The organism is Citrobacter sp. Cpo065 (assembly GCF_030332805.1).
Lineage (GTDB): Bacteria > Pseudomonadota > Gammaproteobacteria > Enterobacterales > Enterobacteriaceae > Citrobacter > Citrobacter portucalensis.
Genome location: NZ_JAOWHC010000019.1, coordinates 82903 through 101168, shown reverse-complemented (window position 1 = coordinate 101168; position 18266 = coordinate 82903). Strand labels below are relative to the sequence as shown.

21 protein-coding genes are annotated in these 18266 nt (G+C 52.9%); 12 read left to right on the top strand and 9 right to left on the bottom strand.

Features of this window, described 5'->3' with window-relative positions:
- Positions 1-109 precede the first annotated feature (109 nt).
- The 3 genes from holC to OGY68_RS01145 all read left to right on the top strand — a co-directional run bounded on the left by holC (position 110) and on the right by OGY68_RS01145 (position 4118).
- Complete coding sequence (gene holC, locus OGY68_RS01155; protein WP_003830256.1) at positions 110-553, top strand: DNA polymerase III subunit chi; 444 nt, start codon at positions 110-112, stop codon at positions 551-553.
- Positions 553-3408, top strand: coding sequence for a valine--tRNA ligase (locus OGY68_RS01150; RefSeq protein ID WP_008786064.1), 2856 nt, complete (start codon positions 553-555; stop codon positions 3406-3408). Before holC ends, OGY68_RS01150 begins: the two co-directional genes overlap by 1 nt.
- Positions 3409-3614: 206 nt before the next feature.
- Positions 3615-4118, top strand: coding sequence for a GNAT family N-acetyltransferase (locus OGY68_RS01145; protein WP_003025856.1), 504 nt, complete (start codon positions 3615-3617; stop codon positions 4116-4118).
- 26 nt (positions 4119-4144) lie between these two features.
- Here OGY68_RS01145 and OGY68_RS01140 read toward each other — a convergent pair whose 3' ends face one another.
- From OGY68_RS01140 to rraB, 3 genes are all read right to left on the bottom strand, one after another.
- Complete coding sequence (locus tag OGY68_RS01140; protein ID WP_032942198.1) at positions 4145-4975, bottom strand: hypothetical protein; 831 nt, start codon at positions 4973-4975, stop codon at positions 4145-4147.
- Between the two features lie 165 nt (positions 4976-5140).
- Positions 5141-5899, bottom strand: a complete 759-nt coding sequence (gene miaE, locus OGY68_RS01135) for a tRNA isopentenyl-2-thiomethyl-A-37 hydroxylase MiaE (RefSeq protein ID WP_057066547.1) — start codon at positions 5897-5899, stop codon at positions 5141-5143.
- Between the two features lie 51 nt (positions 5900-5950).
- A complete protein-coding gene (gene rraB / locus OGY68_RS01130; protein WP_057066548.1) occupies positions 5951-6376 on the bottom strand; it encodes a ribonuclease E inhibitor RraB in 426 nt (141 codons plus the stop codon).
- A gap of 98 nt (positions 6377-6474) precedes the next feature.
- Here rraB and argL point away from each other — a divergent pair, with 98 nt between their 5' ends.
- Entirely contained in the window at positions 6475-6570 is a 96-nt protein-coding gene (argL, locus tag OGY68_RS22940) for a putative translational regulatory protein ArgL (RefSeq protein ID WP_373371225.1), read from the top strand.
- Entirely contained in the window at positions 6540-7544 is a 1005-nt protein-coding gene (gene argF, locus OGY68_RS01125; protein WP_057066549.1) for an ornithine carbamoyltransferase, read from the top strand. Before argL ends, argF begins: the two co-directional genes overlap by 31 nt.
- Positions 7545-7650: 106 nt before the next feature.
- On the opposite strand, the gene OGY68_RS01120 is transcribed toward argF, so the two are convergent.
- Positions 7651-8103, bottom strand: a complete 453-nt coding sequence (locus OGY68_RS01120; protein ID WP_008786059.1) for a YhcH/YjgK/YiaL family protein — start codon at positions 8101-8103, stop codon at positions 7651-7653.
- A gap of 238 nt (positions 8104-8341) precedes the next feature.
- Between OGY68_RS01120 and pyrL the strand changes: the two genes are divergently transcribed.
- The 6 genes from pyrL to OGY68_RS01095 all read left to right on the top strand — a co-directional run bounded on the left by pyrL (position 8342) and on the right by OGY68_RS01095 (position 10878).
- Positions 8342-8443: a pyr operon leader peptide gene (gene pyrL, locus OGY68_RS01115; protein ID WP_003025819.1), complete on the top strand. Its 102-nt coding sequence runs from the start codon at positions 8342-8344 to the stop codon at positions 8441-8443.
- Positions 8424-8477, top strand: coding sequence for a pyrBI operon leader peptide (locus tag OGY68_RS22890; protein ID WP_106875647.1), 54 nt, complete (start codon positions 8424-8426; stop codon positions 8475-8477). The genes pyrL and OGY68_RS22890 overlap by 20 nt, the downstream gene beginning before the upstream one ends.
- Before the next feature lie 2 nt (positions 8478-8479).
- The gene (gene pyrB / locus OGY68_RS01110) at positions 8480-9415 is read left to right on the top strand and encodes an aspartate carbamoyltransferase (protein ID WP_057066550.1); all 936 of its coding nucleotides are present in this window, start codon (positions 8480-8482) and stop codon (positions 9413-9415) included.
- Positions 9416-9428: 13 nt separating this feature from the next.
- Positions 9429-9890, top strand: a complete 462-nt coding sequence (gene pyrI / locus OGY68_RS01105; RefSeq protein WP_003025816.1) for an aspartate carbamoyltransferase regulatory subunit — start codon at positions 9429-9431, stop codon at positions 9888-9890.
- 76 nt (positions 9891-9966) lie between these two features.
- Positions 9967-10353, top strand: a complete 387-nt coding sequence (gene ridA / locus OGY68_RS01100; RefSeq protein ID WP_000047544.1) for a 2-iminobutanoate/2-iminopropanoate deaminase — start codon at positions 9967-9969, stop codon at positions 10351-10353.
- Between the two features lie 72 nt (positions 10354-10425).
- Complete coding sequence (locus OGY68_RS01095; protein ID WP_008786057.1) at positions 10426-10878, top strand: transposase; 453 nt, start codon at positions 10426-10428, stop codon at positions 10876-10878.
- A 65-nt stretch (positions 10879-10943) separates the two neighbouring features.
- Here the strand turns inward: OGY68_RS01095 and OGY68_RS01090 are convergent, their stop codons facing one another.
- From OGY68_RS01090 to mgtL, 5 genes are all read right to left on the bottom strand, one after another.
- A complete protein-coding gene (locus OGY68_RS01090; protein ID WP_057066551.1) occupies positions 10944-12230 on the bottom strand; it encodes a TRAP transporter large permease in 1287 nt (428 codons plus the stop codon).
- A 30-nt stretch (positions 12231-12260) separates the two neighbouring features.
- Positions 12261-12770, bottom strand: coding sequence for a TRAP transporter small permease (locus OGY68_RS01085; protein ID WP_057066552.1), 510 nt, complete (start codon positions 12768-12770; stop codon positions 12261-12263).
- A gap of 62 nt (positions 12771-12832) precedes the next feature.
- The gene (locus tag OGY68_RS01080; RefSeq protein WP_008786055.1) at positions 12833-13810 is read right to left on the bottom strand and encodes a TRAP transporter substrate-binding protein; all 978 of its coding nucleotides are present in this window, start codon (positions 13808-13810) and stop codon (positions 12833-12835) included.
- A 375-nt stretch (positions 13811-14185) separates the two neighbouring features.
- Positions 14186-16894, bottom strand: coding sequence for a magnesium-translocating P-type ATPase (gene mgtA, locus OGY68_RS01075; protein ID WP_032942195.1), 2709 nt, complete (start codon positions 16892-16894; stop codon positions 14186-14188).
- Between the two features lie 144 nt (positions 16895-17038).
- Positions 17039-17092 carry a mgtA regulatory leader peptide MgtL gene (gene mgtL / locus OGY68_RS22885; protein WP_223240846.1) on the bottom strand — a complete coding sequence of 18 codons (54 nt, stop codon included), beginning with the start codon at positions 17090-17092 and terminating at the stop codon, positions 17039-17041.
- Between the two features lie 191 nt (positions 17093-17283).
- Here mgtL and treR point away from each other — a divergent pair, with 191 nt between their 5' ends.
- Positions 17284-18231, top strand: coding sequence for a trehalose operon repressor TreR (treR, locus tag OGY68_RS01070; RefSeq protein ID WP_057066553.1), 948 nt, complete (start codon positions 17284-17286; stop codon positions 18229-18231).
- Positions 18232-18266: the final 35 nt, after the last annotated feature.

Here is an 18266-nt window from a genome sequence, read left to right as displayed (position 1 = left end):
CGGGTGGCGGCTTCGCCTTACCCGGCCTACAACGTCACTCAACCGTAGGCCGGGTAAGCGTAGCGCCACCCGGCTTTGCATTTAAATCCACAACAAGAAGCCCCATATCATGAGAAACGCAACGTTCTATATTCTGGACAATGACAACACCGTCGATGGCTTAAGCGCCGTTGAACAACTGGTGTGTGAAATTGCCGCAGAACGTTGGCGTGCTGGCAAGCGCGTGCTGATCGCCTGTGAAAACGAAAAGCAGGCTCTTCGACTGGATGAAGCTCTGTGGGCGAGACCGGCAGAAAGTTTTGTTCCGCATAATCTGGCGGGAGAAGGCCCCAGAGGTGGCGCGCCGGTAGAGATTGCCTGGCCGGAGAAACGCAATAGCAGCCCGCGCGACCTGCTCATCAGTTTGCGCGTTGGCTTTGCAGATTTTGCCACCGCTTTCACAGAAGTGATAGACTTCGTTCCTTACGAAGATTCTTTGAAACAATCGGCACGCGATCGCTACAAAGCTTACCGCGTGGCTGGTTTTAACCTGAATACGGCAACCTGGAAATAATGGAAAAGACATACAACCCACAAGATATCGAACAGCCGCTTTACGAGCACTGGGAAAAGCAGGGCTATTTCAAACCTAACGGCGATGAAAGCAAAGAGTCCTTCTGCATCATGATCCCGCCGCCGAACGTCACCGGCAGTTTGCATATGGGTCATGCTTTCCAGCAAACCATCATGGATACCATGATTCGCTACCAGCGCATGCAGGGTAAAAACACCCTGTGGCAGGCCGGTACCGACCACGCGGGTATCGCTACCCAGATGGTGGTTGAGCGTAAGATTGCCGCTGAAGAAGGTAAAACCCGTCACGACTACGGTCGCGAAGCGTTTATCGACAAAATTTGGCAGTGGAAAGCGGAATCCGGCGGCACCATTACCCGTCAGATGCGCCGTCTCGGCAACTCCGTTGACTGGGAGCGCGAGCGCTTCACTATGGACGAAGGTCTTTCCAATGCCGTGAAAGAAGTCTTTGTTCGCCTGTACAAAGAAGATCTGATCTACCGTGGCAAGCGTCTGGTCAACTGGGACCCGAAACTGCGCACCGCTATTTCTGATCTGGAAGTGGAAAACCGCGAGTCTAAAGGCTCCATGTGGCACATCCGCTATCCGCTGGCTGACGGCGCGAAAACCGCAGACGGTAAAGATTACCTGGTCGTCGCCACCACCCGTCCGGAAACCGTACTGGGTGATACCGGCGTGGCTGTGAACCCGGAAGATCCGCGCTATAAAGATCTGATTGGCAAATTCGTTGTTCTGCCGCTGGTTAACCGCCGCATTCCGATCGTCGGTGATGAACACGCCGACATGGAAAAAGGCACCGGCTGCGTGAAGATCACCCCGGCGCACGACTTTAACGACTACGAAGTCGGGAAACGTCACGGCCTGCCGATGATCAACATTCTGACCTTTGACGGCGACATCCGCGAAACCGCGGAAGTGTACGACACCAAAGGCGAAGAGTCCGACGTTTACTCCAATGAAATCCCGGCTGAATTCCAGAAGCTGGAACGTTTTGCTGCGCGTAAAGCGGTGGTTGCCGCCGTTGATGCGCTGGGCCTGCTGGAAGAAATTAAACCGCACGACCTGACCGTACCTTACGGGGACCGTGGCGGCGTGGTTATCGAACCGATGCTGACCGACCAGTGGTACGTCCGTGCCGACGTGCTGGCAAAACCAGCGGTTGAAGCGGTTGAGAACGGCGACATTCAGTTCGTACCGAAGCAGTACGAAAACATGTACTTCTCCTGGATGCGCGATATTCAGGACTGGTGTATCTCCCGCCAGCTGTGGTGGGGCCACCGTATCCCGGCATGGTATGACAACGACGGCAATGTCTACGTTGGCCGCACCGAAGACGAAGTGCGTCAGGAAAACAACCTCGGCGCCGACGTTGCGCTGCGCCAGGACGAAGACGTTCTCGATACCTGGTTCTCTTCTGCACTGTGGACCTTCTCTACGCTGGGCTGGCCGGAAAATACCGACGCGCTGCGTCAGTTCCACCCAACCAGCGTGATGGTTTCCGGCTTCGACATTATCTTCTTCTGGATTGCCCGCATGATCATGATGACCATGCACTTCATCAAAGATGAAAACGGCAAGCCGCAGGTTCCGTTCAAGACCGTCTACATGACCGGTCTGATTCGTGACGACGAAGGCCAGAAGATGTCCAAATCCAAGGGTAACGTGATTGACCCGCTGGATATGGTCGATGGTATCTCTCTGGCAGAACTGCTGGAGAAACGTACCGGCAACATGATGCAGCCGCAGCTGGCTGAGAAAATTGCCAAGCGTACCGAGAAGCAGTTCCCGGACGGCATCGAGCCGCACGGCACCGACGCCCTGCGTTTCACCCTGGCAGCGCTGGCCTCTACCGGTCGCGATATCAACTGGGACATGAAGCGTCTGGAAGGTTACCGTAACTTCTGTAACAAGCTGTGGAACGCCAGCCGCTTCGTGCTGATGAACACCGAAGATCAGGATTGCGGCTTCAACGGCGGCGAAATGACCCTGTCTCTGGCAGACCGCTGGATCCTCGCTGAATTCAACCAGACCATCAAAGCGTACCGCGAAGCGCTGGATAACTTCCGCTTCGATATCGCCGCGGGCATTCTGTACGAGTTCACCTGGAACCAGTTCTGCGACTGGTATCTGGAGCTGACCAAGCCGGTCATGAACGGTGGTTCCGAATCTGAACTGCGCGGCACTCGCAATACGCTGGTTACCGTGCTGGAAGGTCTGCTGCGCCTGGCGCACCCAATCATTCCGTTCATCACCGAGACCATCTGGCAGCGCGTTAAAGTGATTTGTGGCAACACTGCAGATACCATCATGCTGCAGCCGTTCCCGGAATATAACGCAGCGCAGGTTGATGAAGCGGCGCTGGCTGATACCGAATGGCTGAAGCAGGCGATCGTTGCCGTACGTAACATCCGTGCGGAAATGAACATCGCCCCGGGCAAACCGCTGGAGCTGCTGCTGCGTGGTTGCAGCGCTGATGCGATGCGTCGTGTGAACGACAATCGCAGCTTCCTGCTGAACCTGGCACGTCTGGAAAGCATTACCGTGCTGCCAGCCGATGACAAAGGTCCGGTCTCCGTGACCAAAATCATCGACGGCGCCGAGCTGCTGATCCCGATGGCAGGCCTCATCAACAAAGAAGATGAGCTGGCGCGTCTAGCGAAAGAAGTGGCGAAAATCGAAGGTGAGATTGCCCGTATCGAAGGCAAACTTTCCAACGAAGGTTTCGTTGCCCGCGCACCGGAAGCAGTCATCGCCAAAGAGCGTGAGAAGCTGGATGGTTACGCAGAAGCCAAAGCGAAGCTGATTGAACAGCAGGCGGTCATCGCCGCGCTGTAATTGCCTATGCCGGATAGCGCTGCGCTTATCCGGCAAACGGGCACCGTCATCGTAGGTCGGATAAGCGTAGCGCATCCGACACCACAGACGATAAAGCCTCTGACGCATATGCTCAGAGGCTTTTTATTGAATTATCCTCGCTTGCGCTTCCCCTCGCCGCAGTGGTATTAACTGCATATGTCTCACTTTTATGTCATGAGTTCGCTATGAGTGCCATTACCTCCGTCGCGGCAACGCTGCGCCGAATTTCTGCCGATGATAACGCCGCCATTGCCCGCGTGATCCGCAAAGTTTCCGCTGAATACGGGCTTACCGCCGATAAGGGGTATACCGTTGCCGACCCTAATCTGGACGAACTGTTCCAGGTTTACAGCCAGCCGGGCGCGGCCTACTGGGTGGTTGAGCAAAATGGTGAAGTCGTGGGCGGCGGCGGTGTTGCACCATTAGGATGTAGTGAACCGGACATTTGCGAGCTGCAAAAGATGTACTTCCTGTCGAGCGCGCGCGGTCAGGGGCTGGCGAAAAAACTGGCGCTGATGGCGCTCGAACATGCCCGCGAGCAGGGTTTTAAACAGTGCTATCTGGAGACCACAGCGTTTCTGACAGAGGCAATCCGCCTGTATGAGCATTTAGGCTTTGAGCATATCAGCGAAGCGCTGGGCTGTACCGGGCACGTGGATTGTGAAGTGCGGATGTTAAAGCCCCTCTGACCTTACGCCGAGAGGCTTTAGCCGCGTTACTGCATCTCGGCTGAGAGCATCAGTCGAATAACGCCAGCCGCGCGGGCGGTTGGCAGCTTCAGTACCTGTGACCAGAGATCCTGCACTATCTCACAGGCAATCTTCTCTTTGCCGATCGCTTTAGTCGGATCGGCCATGATCTGAATATCCGGCCCATAGCGCTGTACTAACCCAGGGCTTATTGCTTGCAGATCCTGCAACGCCAGCTGTTTCTCTTCTGCCGTGACCGTATGTTTGTTCGGACCATAGGCAGCACGCATCATACTCATATCACTCGCCATACGACGGTTCATGATCTCATGCGGAACCAGACGTGCCGGGTTAATCCCCCCTTTCACTGCCGGAAACAGAAAGCGGAAGCATTCGTCATCACCGATTTTGGCCACAGCAGCGATCTGCTCAAGGTTAATTTTCATATATTCAATGACATTGGCATCTGGCGCCTGCTGCAATCTTGCCATTTGCAACTGAAGAATTTGCGGCTGTATCGCGTCGATAACCTGCTGTTCGCTACTCCCTGCTTTCTTCATCTGCGCTGCCTGGCTGATAATTTTTTGTGTCAGCTCAGGTTCCTGCTCCTTAATCACCTGAAACGCCGGATTGGAGAGCATCGCCTTTTCAAATTGCTGCTCTTCGGTCAGACCATAATCCGGGCTTTCGCGTGGGATCAGGTAGTGCACATCAAACAGATTCCACGCGATAATCGCCACCACAAAAACCACCGCGCCGGAGATCTTGCCCAGCCAGCCTTTTTTGCGAAACATGCCGACGACGATAGCAATCACCGCCCCGATATAACCTGCCAACAAAACGTGTGCCCAGTTCATTAACCATCCTTATGCCAAATCATCTCTGTTACGGGGATATATTTCCCCTTCGTGTGTTTTGATTATTACGGCAGCAGCGAGCGATTTCCAGCCACCAGATTTTGCTAACAGAAACAGGAAGGATTAATCCGCGCGGCGATGGACACCGCGCGTCAAACAAAGGAACTAAGCTGGCACACCGCTGTGGAAGCGGAATTCATCGTCACGAGAGGTGATCAACGCGGCTTCTACTTCGCCAAAAAACTGCACCCGACTACTGATATCATCGGTTGAAACCTGCTGGGCCAGCGCCAGGTAATCCTGATAGTGTCGGGCCTCGGATCGCAGCAGCGACAGATAAAACGCCTGCAAATCGTCATCCAGATACGGTGCCAGCGCGGCGAACCGTTCGCAGGAACGCGCCTCAATGTAAGCCCCGCAAATCAGTTTATCGATTAGCGTCAGCGGCTCGTGGGTGCGTACCTCTTTGAGCATGCCTTTGGCGTAACGGCTGGCGGTAATCTTGATATAGGGAATATTGCGGCTCATCATCGCCTCACGCACCTGCCAGAAATGATGCAGCTCTTCTTTGATCAGCAAAACCATGCTGTCGATAAGCTTGCGTCCCCACGGGTCGTCGGTTTGCGGCATCACGCTTTTGCTTATCTGTTTATTCAGCGCGATAAAATCCGGCTCATCCCCTTCTCTGAAAGCAAACGCTTCATAGGGTTTCAGCCAGTCCAGCAGCGCCTGCGATCCCTGTTTATCCGCGACATACTTACGCACCAGCAGCATCGCCGTTTGCGCCGCTTTCAGCTCACAGACGAGGTGATCGGTCAATAACAGAGGCAGATTTGCCGGGTCCCGCGCTTTATCAAGCCAGGCCTGGGGTGTTTTACAGTGCAGGAAGTTGTGGATCGGGGAGAGTATTTGCAGGTAATCCATACGTTGTCCTTGGCCTGCGGCAGCCTGGGCTACCGCAGGTCAGTTGATGACTTAGTGACGCACGCCGTCATCATCTTCGTCGACGAGGTCTTCATCGTCGCCTTCTTCACCTTCTTCGCCGTTCGGGTCTTCAAAATAGGTGCCCCAACCGTCGTATTCCACATCGTATTTTTCAGCCAGGTTCATCAGTTGCTCAACCTGAGCATCGATCAACTCCGCATTCAGTGCACATTCGCTCAGAATGTCACAGCAAATAACCGTGTCGCCTTCTTCCACTTCCAGCTCTTCCGGCTCGGTCACTTCATAACCCAGCTTGAAGGCTTCTACTGCCGCTTTTTCCAGGGTTTCGAAGTCATCCGCGGAAAGGTGATGCTCGATGGTGTACAGCGCGTCTGGATCGCTGCCATCTTCGAGTAACTCTTCAATAATCAAGCGTGTTTCTTCACGCTGTTCTTCCAGTAGTTCCGGGTTTGCCATGGCTCGTTCCTCATAATGTCCTGCCGATACTCTTATTGTCACATACCGCTGTCATTGCCTCCACCTTTCCAGGAAAGATTTGTTAAACAAGGTTGCAAATGAATAAACATACATATAAATTGAATTTTAATTCAATAAATGGCCTAAGCCATGTGAGGGAACCATGTCTGCGTTTTATCAGAAACATTTTTTGAAACTGCTTGATTTCACCTCTGCTGAACTCATGTCACTGCTTCAGCTCGCCGCACAGCTGAAGGCGGAAAAGAAAAACGGCACTGAAGTCGCAAAGCTCACCGGTAAAAACATCGCGCTCATCTTCGAAAAAGACTCAACCCGTACCCGTTGCTCTTTCGAAGTTGCCGCATACGATCAGGGCGCGCGCGTGACATACCTCGGGCCAAGCGGCAGCCAGATTGGCCATAAAGAGTCGATCAAAGACACGGCCCGCGTGCTCGGCCGCATGTACGACGGTATTCAGTATCGGGGCCACGGTCAGGAGATTGTCGAGACGCTGGCGGAATATGCCGGAGTTCCGGTGTGGAACGGATTAACCAACGAGTTTCATCCCACCCAGCTCCTGGCGGATCTGTTAACTATGCAGGAACACCTGCCAGGTAAAACGTTTAATGAAATGACGCTGGTCTACACCGGTGATGCCCGCAACAATATGGGCAATTCCATGCTGGAAGCCGCCGCGTTAACCGGGCTGGATCTGCGTCTGGTTGCACCGCAGGCCTGCTGGCCGGAGGAAAGTCTGGTTGCGGAGTGCAAAGCGCTGGCACAGAAAAACGGCGGCAATATTACGCTGACCGAAGATGTCGCCACAGGCGTGAAAGACGCAGACTTCATCTATACCGACGTCTGGGTATCAATGGGCGAAGCAAAAGAGAAGTGGGCCGAACGTATTGCGCTGCTGCGTAAGTACCAGGTTAATAGCGCGATGATGGCGTTGACCGGCAATCCGCAGGTGAAATTCCTGCACTGCCTGCCCGCGTTTCATGACGATCAAACCACGCTTGGCAAACAAATGGCACAGGAATATGGTCTGCACGGTGGAATGGAAGTGACCGATGAAGTCTTTGAATCCCCCGCCAGTATCGTATTTGATCAGGCAGAAAACCGGATGCACACCATCAAAGCGGTGATGGTGGCGACGCTGGCGAAGTAAGAGCATGGATGAAAAGAATGCCGGATGGCGATGCTAAGCATCTTATCCGGCCTACAACCGCGCTCCCGTAGGCCGGGTAAGGCGAAGCCGCCCCCGGCAAATACGCTTATGCCACCCGCATTTTCACCACGGCTTTGCGTACCAGCGCTGGTGCACCGACCGCGCACAGCGGTTTATGCACTTCGCCCGGATAGAACACCACGAAATCACCTTCGTTCAGCACCACCGTTTTTTCCTGTACCCCTTCCGGTAGGAAGGCGATATCTTTATCCGCCAGCCAGTCAGTTTCCGGCGCGCCCGCAGGCTGCGTGCTGAAGGTCATGCCTTCCTGACCTTTGAGCAGGATCTGAATATCCAGATAGCGCGCGTGATACTCGGCACGGCGCTGTGCAAACGGCTCCGTCATATCTTCAGCAATCAGATAAAACAGACGATCGCCGTCGATGTCGTGCTTACCTTTTTCCGTCGCATCCGTCACATGCGCTTTAATGTGTTCAATCGCCTGACGCAGCTCTTCCGGCAGCCAGGCATCCAGGTTGTGAATATTGCCGACAATCATCTCAAACCCCTTAATTAAAACATCGTTTCATTTTAGTTGTTATACGAAAAAACGGTCTGCCATACTACTGCTATTTGCCAATATTTTGCGTCAACGCATGTTTATCTCATTGTTGCTGTTTGGCATTCAGGGTGAATGAATATTCATGAGAATCGTTTGCGATGAATAATTTGTGCATTTTTCGCTTGATCCCATAACGGAGCTGAGTATAATCGCGGACAATTTGCCGGGAGGATGTATGGTTCAGTGTGTACGACATTTTGTCTTACCGCGTCTGAAAAAGGACGCTGGCCTGCCGTTTTTCTTTCCGTTGATCACCCATTCCGAGCCCCTCAATTGAGGGGCTTTTTTTTTGCCCAGGCGTCAGGAGATAAACATGGCTAACCCGCTCTATCAAAAACACATCATTTCCATAAACGACCTCAGCCGCGATGACCTCAATCTGGTCCTCGCAACAGCGGCGAAATTAAAAGCTAACCCACAGCCGGAGCTGTTAAAGCATAAGGTTATCGCCAGCTGCTTCTTTGAAGCCTCAACCCGCACCCGTTTATCCTTTGAAACCTCCATGCACCGCCTGGGCGCCAGCGTGGTGGGTTTCTCTGACAGCAGCAATACCTCTCTGGGCAAAAAAGGTGAAACACTGGCCGACACTATTTCCGTCATCAGCACCTATGTCGACGCCATCGTAATGCGCCATCCGCAGGAAGGCGCCGCGCGTCTGGCTACGGAGTTCTCCGGTAACATTCCGGTACTGAACGCAGGCGACGGCTCCAACCAACATCCCACCCAAACGCTGCTGGATCTGTTCACCATTCAGGAAACTCAGGGTCGCCTGGACAATCTGCACATCGCCATGGTGGGTGACCTGAAATATGGCCGCACCGTCCATTCCCTGACCCAGGCGCTGGCGAAGTTCGAAGGTAACCGTTTCTACTTCATCGCCCCGGACGCGTTGGCCATGCCGCAATACATTCTGGATATGTTGAATGAAAAAGGTATCGCCTGGAGCCTGCACGGCACTATTGAAGAGGTGATGGCGGAGGTCGATATCCTCTACATGACCCGCGTACAAAAAGAGCGTCTGGACCCGTCCGAATACGCCAACGTGAAAGCGCAGTTTGTTCTGCGCGCCAGCGATCTGAACGGCGCCAGAGCAAACATGAAGGTACTGCATCCGCTGCCGCGTATCGATGAGATCACCACCGACGTCGACAAGACGCCGCACGCCTGGTATTTCCAGCAGGCTGGCAACGGCATCTTCGCCCGCCAGGCGTTACTGGCACTGGTACTGAATAGCGAACTGGCACTGTAAGGGAGAAAAAGAGATGACACACGATAACAAACTGCAGGTTGAAGCCATCAAACGTGGCACCGTGATTGACCATATTCCCGCACAGGTTGGTTTTAAGCTGCTGACGCTGTTCAAACTGACGGAAACCGACCAGCGTATCACCATCGGTCTGAACCTGCCGTCAGGCGAGATGGGCCGTAAGGACCTGATTAAAATTGAAAACACGTTCCTGACCGATGAGCAGGTAAACCAGCTCTCCCTGTACGCCCCGCAGGCAACGGTAAACCGCATTGACGATTACGACGTGGTGGGTAAATCTCGTCCGAGCCTGCCTGAGCGTATCGACAATGTACTGGTTTGCCCGAACAGCAACTGTATCAGCCATGCTGAGCCGGTTTCCTCCAGTTTTGCAGTGAAAAAGCGTGCTGATGACATCGCACTCAAATGCAAATACTGTGAAAAAGAGTTTTCGCATTATGTGGTGCTGGCCAACTAATTGGGGTTGGTTATGAGATCCCGGCTCCCTATAATGAGCGGGAACATTCTACTACCGCTGTAATTCAGGAGAAATCATGAGCAAGACTATCGCGACGGAAAATGCACCAGCAGCAATCGGCCCATACGTTCAGGGCGTTGATCTGGGTAGCATGGTAATCACTTCCGGTCAGATCCCGGTCGATCCGAAAACCGGTGCCGTAGCGGAAGACGTGTCCGCTCAGGCACGTCAGTCGCTGGAAAACGTAAAAGCTATCGTTGAAGCAGCAGGCCTGAAAGTGGGCGATATCGTAAAAACGACCGTCTTCGTAAAAGACCTGAACGATTTCGCAACTGTAAACGCGACCTACGAAGCGTTCTTCACCGAACACAACGCGACCTTCCCGGCGCGTTCTTGCGTGGAAGTTGCCCGTCTGCCGAAAGACGTGAAAATCGAGATTGAAGCGATCGCCGTTCGTCGCTGATTTCTAGCGCAAAGATAATCCAGGCGACGTTCTGGATTATCTCAAGGTTGACCGCGCCATGGAGGGCCGGTAATGACAAAAGCTCGTTTTACCGCAGAACAAATCGCCGATTTTCTTCAGCAGTCTAAAAACGGCGTATCCAATAAGGTATTATGTGAAAAATACGAATTTAGCGTCAGCACGCTCCGTCGCTGGCAGGAGCAGCACGCCGAAGGCATCCGCCGTGAGTTAAAACAATTAGAATCGACGGGCGCAATCGTATTCTTGTTCTTTTTCATTTCGGCCACATTACTCGCCATTATGTTCTCTAAATCCCTCTCCGCATGTGTGATGTTCTTTTTCCTCGCGTACTGCGTTGGCTACATCCGTCAATTTCGCAAGATATCTGCAAAACACATCCAAGAAGAAAATATCTTTCTCGCCCGCTCCGGACGTGGAGCGAGAAATGCGTTTTATCATTTCAGTTGGGCCTACATTGCTCTTTTTGTCTTTGCCGTTGGGTATATAATTGTGCGCATGGTCTGAAAGATTATCGGCCTGGCGAAGCATAGTTTGCAGGCCCGGTAAGCGCAAGCGCCACCGGGCATTTATCACATCACACCAAACAGTTTCGGCAGGAACAGCGAAATCGCCGGAATGTACGTCACTAATAACAGCACCAGGAATAGCACGAGGTAGAACGGCAGCATCGCCTTCACCACCTGCTCTATTTTCTGTTTACTCACCGCACTGGCCACAAACAGCACCGACCCTACCGGCGGCGTAATCAGGCCGATCCCTAAGTTCACCAGCATGATCATGCCAAAATGAACCGGATCAATGCCGAGCGCGTTGGTCACCGGCAGCAGAACCGGCGTCAGAATGAGGATCAGCGGTGCCATATCCATCAGCGTACCGATCAGCAGCAGCATGATGTTAATACACATCAGGATGACGTATTTGTTGTCCGAGATGCTGGTGAAGGCTTCAGTGATACGCATCGGCAACTGCATATAAGTCATGACAGCACCGAACGCGGCGGCAAAGCCTATCAGGATCATGACGATAGTGACCGTTTTCACCGTGCGGAACATCAGCTTCGGCAGCTCAGACCATTTATAGTCACGATAGATAAACATGGTGACAAAGAAGGCCCACAGGCAGGCAATTGCCGCAGACTCCGTTGCGGTAAAGATACCTGACAGGATACCGCCCATGATGATCACAACGGTCATCAGGCCCCACAGCGTATCAACGAAAATCTTCAGCGCCTGGCGAAACGGTACACGTTCTCCTTTTGGATAACCGCGCTTGTGTGCGAACGCCACGCACATCACCATCAGGCTGAGGCTTAACAGCAGCCCCGGCAGGATCCCGGCGATGAACAGCGCGGCAATCGACACCGTGCCGCCGGTCGCCAGCGAGTAAATAACCGAGTTATGGCTGGGCGGCGTAAGAATCGCCTGTACCGAACCACTAGCCGTTACCGCTGCGGCAAAGTCACGCGGATAACCTTTTTTATCCATCTCCGGGATCATTACCGAACCGATGGACGCGGTATCCGCCACGGACGATCCGGAAATAGCGCCAAAAAAGGTTGATGCCACAATGTTTACCAGCGACAGTCCGCCGCGGATAAAACCAACAAAAATATAGGCAAAGTTCACCAGTCGCCGCGCAATTCCCCCTTCGGCCATAATAGCCCCGGCCAGAATAAAGAATGGGATCGCTAACAGAGAGAACTTGTTCACCCCGCTGGTCAGTTGGATCATTACCGCTTCCAGCGGAATATCAATATACCAGGCCCCAATGATGGCGCTAATGCCAACCGCGTACGCTACCGGTACCCCAATCGCCAGCATAATGCCGAGCGTAAAGACGAGAATAAATGCATCCATCTGCTTTCCTTTCTGAAATGGGGGCGGTAACTAGCTGGTCGATCCCAGCATGACAACGGGACGTTGGTACTGCGGACCACGGAAAATCTTTTCAGCGATAAACAGCAGCGTTATGGCAGAGCCTATCGGCAATGGAAGATAGTTTTGCCCGGCGCTTAAAAGCGGGAATTCCGCCACGGGCTGGTCCCACAGTTCAAGACAGAGATTGGTTCCGTACCACAGAATGAACAGACTTATCGCCACCAACATAACGTCAGCGATTACCGAGCAATAACGGCGGGAAGTATCCCCCAGACGGTCAATCACCATGCTCACCGCGATATGCGAGCCTGCACGATAGCTCACCGCCGCGCCAATAAAGGTGAATGTCACCATACAGAGAATAGCGACGGGTTCAGGCCATGACAGGGCGTTATTCAGAACATAACGCGCGAATATGCCAATGGGGATAATGGCGACCATGACCAATAATGCGATACCGGCAATCCACATTGACACCCGATAAAGAAAATCCATTACCGATGAATAGCATTCACCCATAATTATCACCTCGAATTAATCAAAAGATTCAGGCGGAGGGTTGATATCCTCCACCTGATGAATTACTTCACATCCTGAATACGTTTGATCAAATCCTGGTGGTCTTTACCATAATTATCCCGCACTGACTGCGTGGCTTTATAGAAATAATCCGTATCAATATCGTGGAACTGAACGCCGTTGGCTTTCATGGTCTCCAGTGATTTCGCATTATAATCCTGCCAAAGTTTTCGTTGCTCTATCTGTGCTTCCTTGGCGAGTTTAATAATGAGATCCTGATCTTCTTTTTTCAACTTATCCCATTTAGCTTTCGAAAACAGAAAAAGCTCAGGAATAATAAAGTGTTTGCTCCAGGTATAGTTTTTCACGACCGGCAAATAGTTATGCGCAACAAACGTTGGCGGGTTATTTTCCGTGCCATCAATAACGCCGGTCTGCATGCCGCTAAATACTTCACTGACGCCCATGACAACGGAGTTAGCGCCCATCGCTTTCAGGGTATCCAGCGCTATCGGACTTCCTTGAACGCGGATTTTCATACCGTGTAAATCTTCCGGTTTCACCACCGGATTTTTGGTGATCAGGTTACGCGTGCCGGCATCCATCCAGCCGAGAAACACCAGCCGCGATTTGGTATTAGCCGTCAGACGGTCGCCAATTTCCTGCCCGATCATGCCGTCGAGAACCTTATGCAGATGGTCCTCATCGCGGAAAATATATGGCAGGGTAAACACGTTAATTTCAGGGAGAATGGCGGCAACAGGCGTCATTGAGACACGAATAATATCGATAGCGCCTAATTGCGCCTGTTCAATCATCTGTTTTTCATCGCCTAACACGCCACCAGGAAATGTTTTAATCTCCAGACGCCCGTCGGTCGCGGCGCTAAGTTTTTCCCCCATATGTTTCACTGCAACAACGTTCGGGTAATCAGCCGGATGCACATCTGCGGCGCGAAAAGTTTGTGCCAGCGTTGCATGACTCATCAGTAATACAGACGCGCCAATACACAGACTTAACAGGTTTTTTGTCAGTTTCATTTGTCCTTCTCCAGAAGTTCATAATATCCATTAACAGGAATAGCTTGCAGAGCAAATGACTGCCGGAATTAAAAACGGGCAGCGAGAAACTTTCTTAACGACGTTACCTGCGCAGACTAACTGGTGTAACAATTTATTTCGATGACTGCGTTCACAAAAAATCGCAGACGCTTAAAATTTTTAGCACACTGTTTCATTTTTGCAATGCAGATCGTTTTATTGATAAAAAAACAACGCAAGGAAGGCGATTTGATACTAATAACACCCGTTAGCATTTCAATAAAAATAAAACACTAATGTTGTGAGGTAATATCTTCGAATGAAAATGAGGAATGCAGGATGGTATTAACACCATCCTGCTGAGGCGTTTTATGTTTACTGCCAGCCGTAGCGACGGCTATAAAAACCTTTCACTAATTGAGTCAATGTCATGTAACCCGCCAGAATCGCAATCAGCCACGGGAAGTAGCTCAGCGGTAATGCCTGCAATTGCAGATAGCTGGCCAGCGGCGAGAAGGGTAATGCAATGCCGACGACCATCACCACCAGCGTCATCAGCATCAGCGGCCACGCGGCGCGGCTCTGGATGAACGGCACGCGACGGGTACGAATCATATGCACAATCAACGTTTGCGACAGCAGGCCCACCACGAACCAGCCAGACTGGAACAACGTCTGATGTTCAGGCGTATTGGCATGGAAGACGAACCACATCAGGCAAAAGGTCAGAATGTCAAAGATCGAGCTGATCGGTCCAAAGAAGATCATAAAGCGGCCCAATTCGCTGGGATTCCAGCGCTGCGGCTTTTTGATCTGCTCTTCGTCGACGTTATCAAACGGAATCGCCACCTGGGATACATCGTACAGCAGGTTCTGAATCAGTAAGTGCAGCGGTAACATCGGCAGGAACGGTAAGAAGGCGCTCGCCACCAGTACGCTAAACACGTTACCGAAGTTTGAACTGGCCGTCATTTTGATGTACTTCAGCATGTTAGAGAAGGTACGGCGTCCTTCAATCACCCCTTCTTCCAGCACCATCAGGCTCTTTTCCAGCAGGATGATATCCGCCGCTTCACGTGCAATATCAACCGCGCCGTCAACGGAGATACCAATGTCCGCCGCGCGCAGCGCCGGGGCATCGTTTATACCATCGCCCATAAAGCCGACCACATGGCCTTCGCGCTTGAGCAGCGTGACAATGCGCTCTTTATGCATCGGCGTCAGACGAGCAAACAGCGTGGTACGCTGGGCAAGTCGGGCCAGCTCATCGTCACTTAACCCCTCAATGCTGCTGCCGATAACCACATCGCCCGCATCCAGCCCCACTTCATGACACACTTTCGCCGCCACCAGCTCGCTATCGCCAGTGAGAATTTTCACCGTAATACCGCTGGCTTTTAGCGCTTTGAGCGCCGGCGCAGTGGTCTCTTTCGGCGGATCGAGGAACGCAATATAGCCTTCGAGGATCAGATCTGATTCATCAATACGCTGGTAATCACCCTCACGCGCTGGCAGGTATTTCGTCGCCACCGCCACCACACGCAGCCCCTGGCGGTTCAGCGTGTCCGTAACGCGTTTCACCCGACGCAGCATGTTGTCATCTAACGGGACAATCTCACCGTTGTGACGCACCTGGGTACATACGCTGAGGATCTCCTGTAGCGCCCCTTTACAGACCAACTGGTGCACATCGGTTTCTTCTGCCACCACTACCGACATGCGGCGACGTTCGAAATCAAACGGGATCTCATCGATTTTCTGCCAGCGAGTCGAGAGCTGGCGGGCTGATTCTTCGTCCACACCTTCCAGCACCGCCGTATCCAGCAGATTCTTCAGCCCGGTCTGATAATGGCTGTTCAGCCACGCAGAATGCAGGACGTGTTCGCTGGGCTTTCCTGAGATATCCGTATGATTCTCAAGTACAATTTTATCCTGAGTCAGGGTGCCGGTTTTATCGGTGCACAGGATATCCATCGCGCCAAAGTTCTGGATAGCGTCGAGATGTTTAACGATAACCTTTTGTTTTGACAGCTTCACCGCCCCACGCGCCAGCGTTGAGGTGACGATCATCGGCAGCATTTCTGGAGTCAGTCCCACCGCCACAGACAGGGCAAACAGCGCCGCTTCCCACCAGTCACCTTTGGTGTAACCGTTGATAATAAGCACGATGGGCGCCATCACCAGCATAAAGCGGATCAGCAGCATGCTGACGCGGCTGATCCCTTTCTGGAAGGCATTCTGCTCGCTTTCCTGCTCGCTGACGCGACCCGCCAGTTGCCCGAACCAGGTATTGGCGCCGGTTGAAATCACGATGGCCTGCGCCGTGCCGCTCACCACGTTGGTACCCATAAAGCACAGGGTATCGCATTCCAGCGGGTTGCTTTGCTGCGGATCGCGGCTGGTTGCCACTTTCTCCACCGGCAGCGATTCACCGGTCAGCGAAGCCTGGGCGACGAACAGGTCACGAGCCTGCACCACGCGCAGATCGGCCGGGATCATATCCCCTGCCGCCAGCTTGATGACATCGCCGGGAACCAACTGGTCGATCGGCAGTTCAACCCAGCCGTTCTCCCCTTTCTCGTTGATGACGCGCAGCACCGTGGCGGTGTTGCTGACCATCGCTTTCAGCGCATCAGCCGCTTTGGTGGAACGCGCCTCTTGCACAAAATTCAGCAGCGTAGAGATGACGACCATCAGGGCGATGACGCCAGCGGCAAACAGATCTTCGGTGGCATAGGAAATCGCCCCGAGAATGGTCAGCAGTATATTAAACGGGTTGCGATAGCAGACCCACAGATGCACCCACCAGGGTGACGGCTTCTGCGCCGGCAACTGGTTCTCGCCATGTATTTCGCGGGCGTTCTCGACTTCTGCGGCGTTTAAGCCTTCCGGATGAGCGCCGAACGTTTTCCACAGCGCGTCTTCGTCCATCAGCGCCATTTTCAGGCAATGTTCGCTCAGCGATGGCGGGATCGGTGTGCTGGCAACGGTCTGAGCATTCGGCAACGGATCGCGATGCACCAGACGATGTGGTAAATGGCGGCTTAGCCGGGCAAACAGCTGGCGGGTCATATTTTTGAACATAGGCAGTCCCTCTGCACCAGTATAAACAGGCGCAGTAAATCCTTCAGGCGTGGCAAAGCCTTGCCTGGTGGCAATATTAAAATCACAACAGGGACGTCAGAACGTCACTGTCTTACTGTTCCGGTAAGACAGTGAAAGACAGGCTTACCGGAAAGGGTTGTTTCTCCATCTCGGGAGAGGGGTGGGATCGGGATCCATATAGCCTCCGGTAAGTGAATGATTTGCGCCGCGGATTATACGCAGAAAACCATAAGGTTTGTGGCAATTATGGCGGTATGATAAACCATGGAAACTAAACCAAACGTATACCAGACTTTGCCCATTGCGCCGCGCTTGAGTAAAGTTATTCTCTATTTGGCATAACTTCACACGCAACACGGGAAAACAGGATGCAAAATCGGCTGACCATTAAAGACATCGCCCGCTTAAGCGGTGTGGGAAAATCAACCGTTTCCCGTGTGCTCAACAATGAAAGCGGCGTGAGTGAACGCACCCGCGAACGCGTTGAGGCGGTGATGAATCAGCACGGTTTTTCCCCTTCCCGCTCCGCACGCGCCATGCGCGGACAAAGCGACAAGGTGGTGGCGATTATCGTCACGCGTCTGGACTCGCTTTCGGAAAATCTCGCCGTGCAGACCATGCTGCCCGCCTTTTATGAACAGGGCTACGATCCGATCATGATGGAAAGCCAGTTCTCGCCCGAGCTGGTTGAAGAACATCTCGGCATGCTCAGACGCCGCAACATTGATGGCGTGGTGCTGTTTGGTTTTACCGGCATTACTGAAGCCATGCTCGCCTCCTGGCAAGATTCTCTGGTGCTGCTGGCAAGAGATGCAAAAGGCTTTGCCTCCGTCTGCTATGACGATGAGGGTGCCATTCGTACCCTGATGCAGCGTTTATACGAACGAGAGCATCGCCATATTAGCTTTCTTGGTGTTCCGCATAGCGATGTGACCACTGGTAAACGCCGCCATGAGGCCTACCTGGCATTCTGTAAAAAACACAAACTACATCCTGTGGCCGCGCTGCCGGGTCTGGCCATGAAGCAGGGCTATGAGCAGGCCGCCAACGTCATCACCCCGGAAACCACCGCTTTAGTCTGTGCGACGGATACCCTTGCCCTTGGTGTCAGCAAATACCTGCAGGAGCAGCGGATTGAGAACCTGCAGCTGGCGAGCGTGGGCAGCACGCCGCTGATGAAATTCCTCCATCCGGAAATTATCACCGTCGATCCAGGATACGCCGAAGCCGGGCGACAAGCGGCCTCGCAGCTGATCGAACAGATCAACGGCCGCAGCGAACCACGACAAATCGTTATTCCTTCCGCCCTCTCCTGATCGCTTTCTGAGCATTAATTTGTGATCTTCGCTGC

Excerpts from the sequence above, each read along its gene's own strand:
- holC (WP_003830256.1), top strand. The coding sequence starts at position 110 with ATGAGAAACGCAACGTTCTATATTCTGGACAATGACAACACCGTCGAT.
- OGY68_RS01150 (WP_008786064.1), top strand. The coding sequence starts at position 553 with ATGGAAAAGACATACAACCCACAAGATATCGAACAGCCGCTTTACGAG.
- OGY68_RS01145 (WP_003025856.1), top strand. The coding sequence starts at position 3,615 with ATGAGTGCCATTACCTCCGTCGCGGCAACGCTGCGCCGAATTTCTGCC.
- OGY68_RS01140 (WP_032942198.1), bottom strand. The coding sequence starts at position 4,975 with ATGAACTGGGCACACGTTTTGTTGGCAGGTTATATCGGGGCGGTGATT.
- miaE (WP_057066547.1), bottom strand. The coding sequence starts at position 5,899 with ATGGATTACCTGCAAATACTCTCCCCGATCCACAACTTCCTGCACTGT.
- rraB (WP_057066548.1), bottom strand. The coding sequence starts at position 6,376 with ATGGCAAACCCGGAACTACTGGAAGAACAGCGTGAAGAAACACGCTTG.
- argL (WP_373371225.1), top strand. The coding sequence starts at position 6,475 with ATGAATAAACATACATATAAATTGAATTTTAATTCAATAAATGGCCTA.
- argF (WP_057066549.1), top strand. The coding sequence starts at position 6,540 with ATGTCTGCGTTTTATCAGAAACATTTTTTGAAACTGCTTGATTTCACC.
- OGY68_RS01120 (WP_008786059.1), bottom strand. The coding sequence starts at position 8,103 with ATGATTGTCGGCAATATTCACAACCTGGATGCCTGGCTGCCGGAAGAG.
- pyrL (WP_003025819.1), top strand. The coding sequence starts at position 8,342 with ATGGTTCAGTGTGTACGACATTTTGTCTTACCGCGTCTGAAAAAGGAC.
- pyrB (WP_057066550.1), top strand. The coding sequence starts at position 8,480 with ATGGCTAACCCGCTCTATCAAAAACACATCATTTCCATAAACGACCTC.
- pyrI (WP_003025816.1), top strand. The coding sequence starts at position 9,429 with ATGACACACGATAACAAACTGCAGGTTGAAGCCATCAAACGTGGCACC.
- ridA (WP_000047544.1), top strand. The coding sequence starts at position 9,967 with ATGAGCAAGACTATCGCGACGGAAAATGCACCAGCAGCAATCGGCCCA.
- OGY68_RS01095 (WP_008786057.1), top strand. The coding sequence starts at position 10,426 with ATGACAAAAGCTCGTTTTACCGCAGAACAAATCGCCGATTTTCTTCAG.
- OGY68_RS01090 (WP_057066551.1), bottom strand. The coding sequence starts at position 12,230 with ATGGATGCATTTATTCTCGTCTTTACGCTCGGCATTATGCTGGCGATT.
- OGY68_RS01085 (WP_057066552.1), bottom strand. The coding sequence starts at position 12,770 with ATGGGTGAATGCTATTCATCGGTAATGGATTTTCTTTATCGGGTGTCA.
- OGY68_RS01080 (WP_008786055.1), bottom strand. The coding sequence starts at position 13,810 with ATGAAACTGACAAAAAACCTGTTAAGTCTGTGTATTGGCGCGTCTGTA.
- mgtA (WP_032942195.1), bottom strand. The coding sequence starts at position 16,894 with ATGTTCAAAAATATGACCCGCCAGCTGTTTGCCCGGCTAAGCCGCCAT.
- treR (WP_057066553.1), top strand. The coding sequence starts at position 17,284 with ATGCAAAATCGGCTGACCATTAAAGACATCGCCCGCTTAAGCGGTGTG.